This is a genomic window from Methylobacterium nigriterrae (assembly GCF_037106235.1).
Lineage (GTDB): Bacteria > Pseudomonadota > Alphaproteobacteria > Rhizobiales > Beijerinckiaceae > Methylobacterium > Methylobacterium nigriterrae.
The window spans coordinates 1-266 of sequence record NZ_JBAWTG010000920.1 but is presented as its reverse complement, the minus strand read 5'-3'; the positions used below and the strand labels follow the sequence as shown (position 1 = coordinate 266).

At 63.5% G+C, this 266-nt stretch carries 1 pseudogene; it reads left to right on the top strand.

Annotated features, from left to right (window positions below):
* Positions 1-98, top strand: a pseudogene (locus WDW90_RS39690) (transposase); the annotation flags it as partial.
* Between the last annotated feature and the right edge of the window lie 168 nt (positions 99-266).

The following is a 266-nucleotide window of genomic DNA, read 5'->3' as shown; positions in this document are numbered from 1 at the left end:
ATGATCGACGTATCATCAGCGGCATCGTCCACGTGCTGAAAAGCGGTGGCCGCTGGACCGACGCACCGCGCGAGGTCTACGGACCGAAGAAGACCCTCTGATGGCCTGTTCACAAGCGACAAATTCTGCCTGACGCGCGAGGGACGGCTTGCGCTGTCCTGGCGGCGAGGTCTGATCCTCCCCCGTTTTTGTGGACACGGAGGTTACGTTGCCCAGCGCTGCTCGGCCTGCTCAGGCGTACGGTACCCGAGGGCTGAGTGGAGGCG